At 72.8% G+C, this 6,165-nt stretch carries 5 protein-coding genes; 3 read left to right on the top strand and 2 right to left on the bottom strand.

The window, feature by feature from the left end:
* The 3 genes from D7W82_RS37850 to D7W82_RS37840 form a co-directional block, all read left to right on the top strand.
* The coding region (locus D7W82_RS37850; RefSeq protein ID WP_233588182.1) for a hypothetical protein at window positions 1–979 on the top strand (979 nt) is incomplete at its 5' end.
* Between the two features lie 85 nt (window positions 980–1,064).
* Window positions 1,065–1,487, top strand: a complete 423-nt coding sequence (locus D7W82_RS37845) for a cupredoxin domain-containing protein (protein ID WP_120622916.1) — start codon at window positions 1,065–1,067, stop codon at window positions 1,485–1,487.
* A gap of 57 nt (window positions 1,488–1,544) precedes the next feature.
* Window positions 1,545–4,475: a helicase C-terminal domain-containing protein gene (locus tag D7W82_RS37840; protein ID WP_120622915.1), complete on the top strand. Its 2,931-nt coding sequence runs from the start codon at window positions 1,545–1,547 to the stop codon at window positions 4,473–4,475.
* Between the two features lie 16 nt (window positions 4,476–4,491).
* On the opposite strand, the gene D7W82_RS37835 is transcribed toward D7W82_RS37840, so the two are convergent.
* Both D7W82_RS37835 and D7W82_RS37830 read right to left on the bottom strand, forming a co-directional pair.
* Entirely contained in the window at window positions 4,492–5,229 is a 738-nt protein-coding gene (locus tag D7W82_RS37835) for a HAMP domain-containing protein (RefSeq protein WP_120622914.1), read from the bottom strand.
* The gene (locus D7W82_RS37830; RefSeq protein WP_120622913.1) at window positions 5,226–5,975 is read right to left on the bottom strand and encodes a HEAT repeat domain-containing protein; all 750 of its coding nucleotides are present in this window, start codon (window positions 5,973–5,975) and stop codon (window positions 5,226–5,228) included. The genes D7W82_RS37835 and D7W82_RS37830 overlap by 4 nt, the downstream gene beginning before the upstream one ends.
* Between the last annotated feature and the right edge of the window lie 190 nt (window positions 5,976–6,165).

Raw genomic sequence — 6,165 nt, 5'->3', positions numbered from 1 at the left:
GGGTACGGCGGGTACGGCGGCGGCCCCCTCGGCGCCGCCCCGGCCGTCCGGTCCGCCGGCGCCGGGCTTCACGCCGGGGGCCGCGTCACGTCCGCCTCCCCGGGGCCCCGGGATGGGCGGGCCTCCGCGCGCGGGGGGGCCTCCGGGCCGCTTCGCGCCGCGCCCCAGCACGCCGCGTCCGCCGCCCACGCCGGAGCAGATTCTGGCGCTGGCCACGCGCGAGCACGTGCCGGCGCGCATCGCCAAGGGTGAGCTGGAAGGGAAGATGAAGGCGCGCATCTGGCGCAAGCTGCACGCCGAGGAGGCGAAGCGCTTCGACCAGGTCTACGAGCTGATGGGCCAGACGCCGGGCCTGTCGCTGGGAGACGCGTTCGGCATCCTCCAGAGCGGCCTCACCGTGCAGGAGTTCATGGCGCGCAAGGAGCGCAGCCAGCGCAAGGCGGCCATCAAGCAGGCGCGCGGCCAGGTGGACAACGCGCTCGTCGCGGACTTCCTGGGCGCCTTCATCGAGCAGAAGACCGAGCTGTCGGTGGTGCTGGCGGAGCGGTCGCTGCTGGACACGCTGCTGGCGGAGGAGGCCATCGCCTTCACCTTCGAGCGCACGGGCCGGCTGGAGAAGCTCCAGGTGGTGCTCATCGCGCGCAGGGGTGACTGGGAGCGGCTGATGCCGACCCTGGAGCGCGACGCGAAGCTCACGCAGAAGCCGGCGCAGGTGGCGCGGCAGCCGGACAAGCGCCCCTATTCGGACCCCCGGCCGTTCCTGCCGCACATCGGGCAGACGGTGAAGCTGGTGCTGCGCAACGGCATCACGGTGGAGGCGCCGCTCCTGCGCGTGGGCCGCTTCGACGTGCTGCTGGGTGAGCCCGGGCACGAGCTGTTCGTCCCGCTGCACGCGCTCCTGCGCTTCGAGGCGCCCCCGGCCCCCGCCGAGGATGCTTCCGACGACGAGGCCGGTTCCAAGCCCGACCCCGAGGGCTGAAACCCGCGCGCGGTGCCGTTACTTCCGGGCGGCCCTGCCTTCATGGCGGGCCGCCCGTGTCCTTCCTCCCCTGGAGACTCCGTCCATGCGCCCCTTCTTCTCCCGCATCATCAAGCCCTGGCTCGCGCTCACCGCGGCGGCGGTCCTCGCGGGGGCGTCGCAGCAGGCGTGCACGAAGGAGTCCTCCGCGAAGGAGCCGGGCGCGCCCGCCGCGCAGGAGGTGGGACGGCGGGAGAACGGCGTGCACGTGGTGGAGCTGGCCGTCACGGAGAAGGGCTACGAGCCGTCGCCGGTGCAGCTCAAGAAGGGCGAGCCGGTGAAGCTGGTGGTGACGCGCAAGACGGACCTGACGTGCGCCACCGAGCTCGTGATGGACGAGTACAAGATCGACACGAAGCTGCCGCTGAACACGCCGGTGGACATCACCTTCACGCCCAACCAGTCCGGGACGCTGAAGTACGGCTGCGCGATGGGGAAGATGATCGCCGGCACGTTCGTGGTGGATTGAGCGCGGGCGCCCGTTAACTGGCGATGTCCGCCCGGGCGGGTAGGCTCACCCGCCTGCATGGGCAGCTCGGAGCTCTTCACCCGGCACGTCTTCCTGGACCTCGAAACGACGGGGCTCGACCCCCGCGTGGACGAGGTCATCGAGGTCGGGTGCCTCTTCTTCGAGCACGGCCGGGAGGTGGACCGCTTCTCCCAGCTGTATTCGGCCTCGCGCCCGCTGAACCTCACCATCCGCCGGCTCACTGGCCTCTCCGACGCGCAGCTCTCCGGACAGCCCCGCTTCGACGCGGAGCGCTCCCAGCTTCGGGAGCGGCTCAAGGGCTGGACGGTGGTGGCGCACAACGCCCCCTTCGAGAAGGGCTTCCTGCCGGACGTGCTCGGCGGCGTGCCGGTGCTCGACTCGTGCGAGCTCATGCACTACCTGCACCCGGAGCTGCCCAGCCACTCGCTGGAGTCGCTGATGCGGTGGGCGAAGCTGGGCTCGCAGCAGCCGCACCGGGCGCTGCATGACTGCGTGGCGGTGCACGCGGTGCTGGTGCACGCGCTGGATGGCTGCGTGCGCGACGGGCGCGCGGAGGACGTGGCGGACCTGCTGGCCACGATGGACCCCAGGGCCCGCGCGGCGCTGGGGCTCACGCCGCTCCTGGATTCCCTCTCTGAAGAGGACGCTCGCGACCTGGCGATGGACGCGGAGGCGCGCCCGCTCCTGGAGCTGCTCTCGCGGCTGTGGGAGGCGTGCCGAGCCACGCCGGTGCCGCTGAACCTGGAGACGACGGGCGGCTTCCTGCGCGCGCGGCCGGAGCGCAAGCGCGCGAATGGCGGCCGGCCTCCCCCGGAGCCCGAGCTGGACGCGACGCCGCTGCCGGTGCGGCCGGAGGAGGTGGCCCAGGTGCTGGGGCCCGGCGGCGCGCTGGAGCGGGGCGGCGGGTTCCTGTCCCGGCCCGCGCAGCTGGAGATGGCGCAGGCGGTGGCGCGCACGCTGTCGGACGGCGGGCAGGTGGCGGTGGAGGCCGGCACGGGCACGGGCAAGTCGCTGGCGTACCTCGCGCCCGCGGCGCTGTTCGCCGCGCGCAACGGGCTGAAGGTGGGCGTGGCGCCGCATACGAAGACGCTCCAGGACCAGCTGCTGGAGAAGGACCTGCCCCGGCTGCACCAGGCCACGGACGGCGCGTTCGGCTACGCGTTGCTCAAGGGCCAGACGAACTACCTGTGCCGCCGCCGCGCGCTGGAGGCCACGCGCGTGGAGCCGGGGATGAACCACACGGCGCGGGCGCCCCGGGCGTACGTGCGCGCGTACCTGCGCCGCAGCGTGGACGGGGACCTGGACCGGCTGAGCCACTGGTTCCGAGAGCGCTTCCCGGGGATGCACGGGCTGGTGCCGGCGGTGCGCTCGGAGGCGGCGACGACGCTGGGCGAGCGGTGCCCGCATCACCACAAGTGCTTCTACCACTCGGCGGTGGCGCAGGCGCGCGAGGCGGACGTGCTGGTCATCAACCAGTCGCTCGCGTTCGCGTGGCCCGCGCGCTACGGGCGCCTGGACCACCTGGTGCTGGACGAGGCGCACGAGCTGGAGGACGTGGCCACCACCGCGCTCACGGTGGAGCTGTCCGACCTGGCCTTCCTGCGCCTCACGGAGCGGCTGCACGGACGCGACGGGCGCCGGGGCCTCTTCGCGGAGCTGCGCCGCGCGCTCGCGGCCACGCGCCGGGACGAGTCCCGCGTGCTGATGTCCGAGGTGGACGACGCCCTGCGCACGCTGCTCCAGGAGGCGCGCGCGCTGGGCGAGCAGGTGACGGCCCTGTGCGAGCCCGCGGCGGCGATGCCCGGCGAGGACGCGGACGACGCGGCCTACGCGCCGGAGCTGCGGGTGACGGACGCGGTGCGCGCCCTGCCCGCCTGGGAGCCCGTGCGCGAGGGGCTGGTGGCGGTGCGCACGGCGCTGCAACGGGTGCACACGCTGCTGTCGGTGCGCGTCCTGGCGGCGCTGCCGGAGCTGGCGGTGAAGCAGCCTTCGCTGGAGCGGGAGCTGGCCGGGGCCACCACGGAGCTGGGTGAGCTGTCGGTGCTGGCCGGAGAGCTGGCCGGAGAGCCGGACGCGAAGCGCTGCTATGCGGCGCGGGCGGAGCCTCGCAAGCAGCGCTGGAGCGTGGGCGCGCAGCCGGTGGACGTGTCCGAGTCCGTGGCGAAGGACTTCGCCGCGAACAAGCGCGCGCTGGTGATGGCGTCCGCCACGCTGGGCACGGGTGACGGGGTGCCCTTCGTGCTGAAGCGGCTGGGGCTCAGGCCGCCGATTCTTCGCGCGCCCTCGCCGTTCCATCTGGGACAGCAGGCGCTGGTGGTGCTGGTGACGGACGCGCCGCGCGCGCACGAGGAGCCGTTCATCGACTGGGCCTCCGGGCGCATCTCCGGCCTGGCGCAGGTGATGGGCGGCCGGGTGCTGGGCCTGTTCGCCTCCACGCGGCGGCTGGAGCGCGTGTCGCGCGAGGTGCAGGCGCGGCTGGAGCCGCACGGGATTGAAGTGCTGCGCCAGTCGCGCGGCCACGGCCGTTCGCTGGCGGCGCGGCAGGAGCGCGACACGGGCACGGTGCTGTTGGGCACCAAGAGCTTCTGGCAGGGCGTGGACATCCCCGGGCGCGGCGTGGGGTGTGTCTTCATCGACAAGCTGCCCCTGGAGCCGGCGTCACGGCCGCTGGTGGCCGCGCGCGAGGAGCCGCTGGCGAAGGCGGGCAACGAGTACCTGGGCTTCCTCCAGTACCGGCTGCCGCGCGCGCTGCTGCTCTTGCGCCAGGGCGTCGGGCGGCTCATCCGCTCCACCACGGACCGGGGCATCGTCGTGGTGGCGGACCCCGGACACGCGAGCTACCGGCCGCTGCTGCTCCAGGCGCTCGCGGGCTACCGCGTGGTCGCGCTGCCGTGGGCGCAGGCGCGGCTGCTGCTGCACTCGGAGCTGCTCCAGATGGGGCTCACCGCGGACACCGCGCGGGTGTGAGCCCCCAGCCCCTGCCCTACCGCGCCAGCCGCTCGCGGTAGCGCGCCTCCAGGGCGGACAGTTCGTCCACCCAGGGGCCCGTGGCGCCGCTCGTCTTCGCCTGCGCCAGGGCCTCCGACAGCGCTCGCGCGTCCTCGGTCTGCTGCGCGCGCAGCCGCTGGGTCATGTCCCGCGCGGCCTCGAAGACGTCCTGCAGCTCGTCGCCTTCGCGCAGGCCGTGCTGCGGGGGGTTCAGCTGGCCTTCGGCCACCTCGCGCATCATGCGCTTGATGCGGAACAGCGGGCCCGCCATCCGGTGCGTCACCACGATGGTCGCCAGCGCCACCACCGCGATGAACGTCACCAGGCAGCCGCCCAGCACCCACCACGTCAGCCGCTGGTGGCGCTCCAGCTCCGCGCGCTGCGCGACGATGGCCGTGCGCTCCGCCTCGTACTTGGCGTCGATGGCCTGCGCCTGCTCGCGGAACTGCTTCTCGAACGCCGGGTCGTTCATGTGGGCCATCAGCTCGTTGGAGAGCGTGGCTCCAGACAACTCGCGGCTCACCTCCGCCGCGGCCGAGCGGGCGTCCACCGCCGTCGCCGTCTCGTGCATCAGCGAGTTCGCCGCGCGCACCAGGAAGATGCCCAGGAGCGCCGCCATCACCAGCGTCACACCGACGATGTACGCGGTGAGCTTCAGCTGGAAGGGCGCGTCGAGCAGGAAGTTGCGCCAGCGGCGCTTCGTCGTCGGGGCCTGGGCCGTGGTCGTCGTCATGTCTCGCTGCTCCAGTCGAAGGTCGCGGCGGCTTCCTCGATGGCTCGGGGGATCAGGGCCTTCAACAGGTCCGCGGGCGGAGCCCCCGCGGCGTTCACTTCCACCTGTCCCATCAGGGACTGCTCCGGGTACGTCATGCACAAGAGTGCCAGGCGCAGGCCTCCACTGTCCGTCTTCTGGATCTCCGCCGTGATGCGGTAGCCGTGCACGCCCAGCTTCTTGAGCGCGCCCTTCGCCGCGGCCTTGGACTCCTTCTCCGGCGCCAGCTGCGCGCCCCGGCGCACCAGCTTGGAACGAAGCCGCGCCTCCGTCACCTTCACGAGCTCCGCGGGCACGCTGCCCGTCTTGTCCTTCAGCGCGTCCAGCGACAGGTAGAAGCGCGGCCGGCGCGCCTGGTACGCCTTGATGGCCTTGATGGACTCCGCCACCGCCGCCTGCACCGTGGCGTCCGCCTCTCCCTGGACCGACTGGAGGCAGTCGAGCCCCTTCGGCTCCAGGAGCGCGCCCAGCCCCTTGGCCACCGCCGCGCGCACCAGCTCGCTCGGGTCCTTGAGGCCACCGCACAGCGGGGTCACCGCTTCGGGGTCTTCCGTCTGGCCCAACACCAGCGCGGCCTGTGAGCGAGCACGCGGATCCCTTCCCTTCTCCAACTGACGACCCAGGAAGGTGATGCGCGTGTCTCCCTGCGCCAGCGCAGCGCTCGACGGCAGGAAGAAGATGAGCAGGAGTGCTGTCGGCAGCCGCATGGGATGGGCAAAGAAGTGCCAACAGTGTAGCCGCGATTTACCTGTCCACGACAGTTGCCTCTGAGGGCAATCGCGCCCAGGTTGGATGCGCACAGTGGGCGACGTCCTCCAGGGGGGAGGACGGCTGGGGTGCGGCGGACCCGAGGCGGGTCACCGTGGGCTGGGGGAGCAATGAAGCGCGGAGTCATCC

Origin of the sequence: Corallococcus sp. CA049B, assembly GCF_003611685.1 — a bacterium.
GTDB lineage: Bacteria > Myxococcota > Myxococcia > Myxococcales > Myxococcaceae > Corallococcus > Corallococcus coralloides.
The sequence above is the reverse complement of the archived record's forward strand: the minus strand, read 5'-3'. Positions and strand labels throughout refer to the sequence as shown.

Bases quoted from the DNA above. Each gene is read 5' to 3' on its own strand.
- D7W82_RS37830 (WP_120622913.1), bottom strand. From the start codon at position 5,975: ATGCGGCTGCCGACAGCACTCCTGCTCATCTTCTTCCTGCCGTCGAGC.
- D7W82_RS37835 (WP_120622914.1), bottom strand. From the start codon at position 5,229: ATGACGACGACCACGGCCCAGGCCCCGACGACGAAGCGCCGCTGGCGC.
- D7W82_RS37845 (WP_120622916.1), top strand. From the start codon at position 1,065: ATGCGCCCCTTCTTCTCCCGCATCATCAAGCCCTGGCTCGCGCTCACC.
- D7W82_RS37840 (WP_120622915.1), top strand. From the start codon at position 1,545: ATGGGCAGCTCGGAGCTCTTCACCCGGCACGTCTTCCTGGACCTCGAA.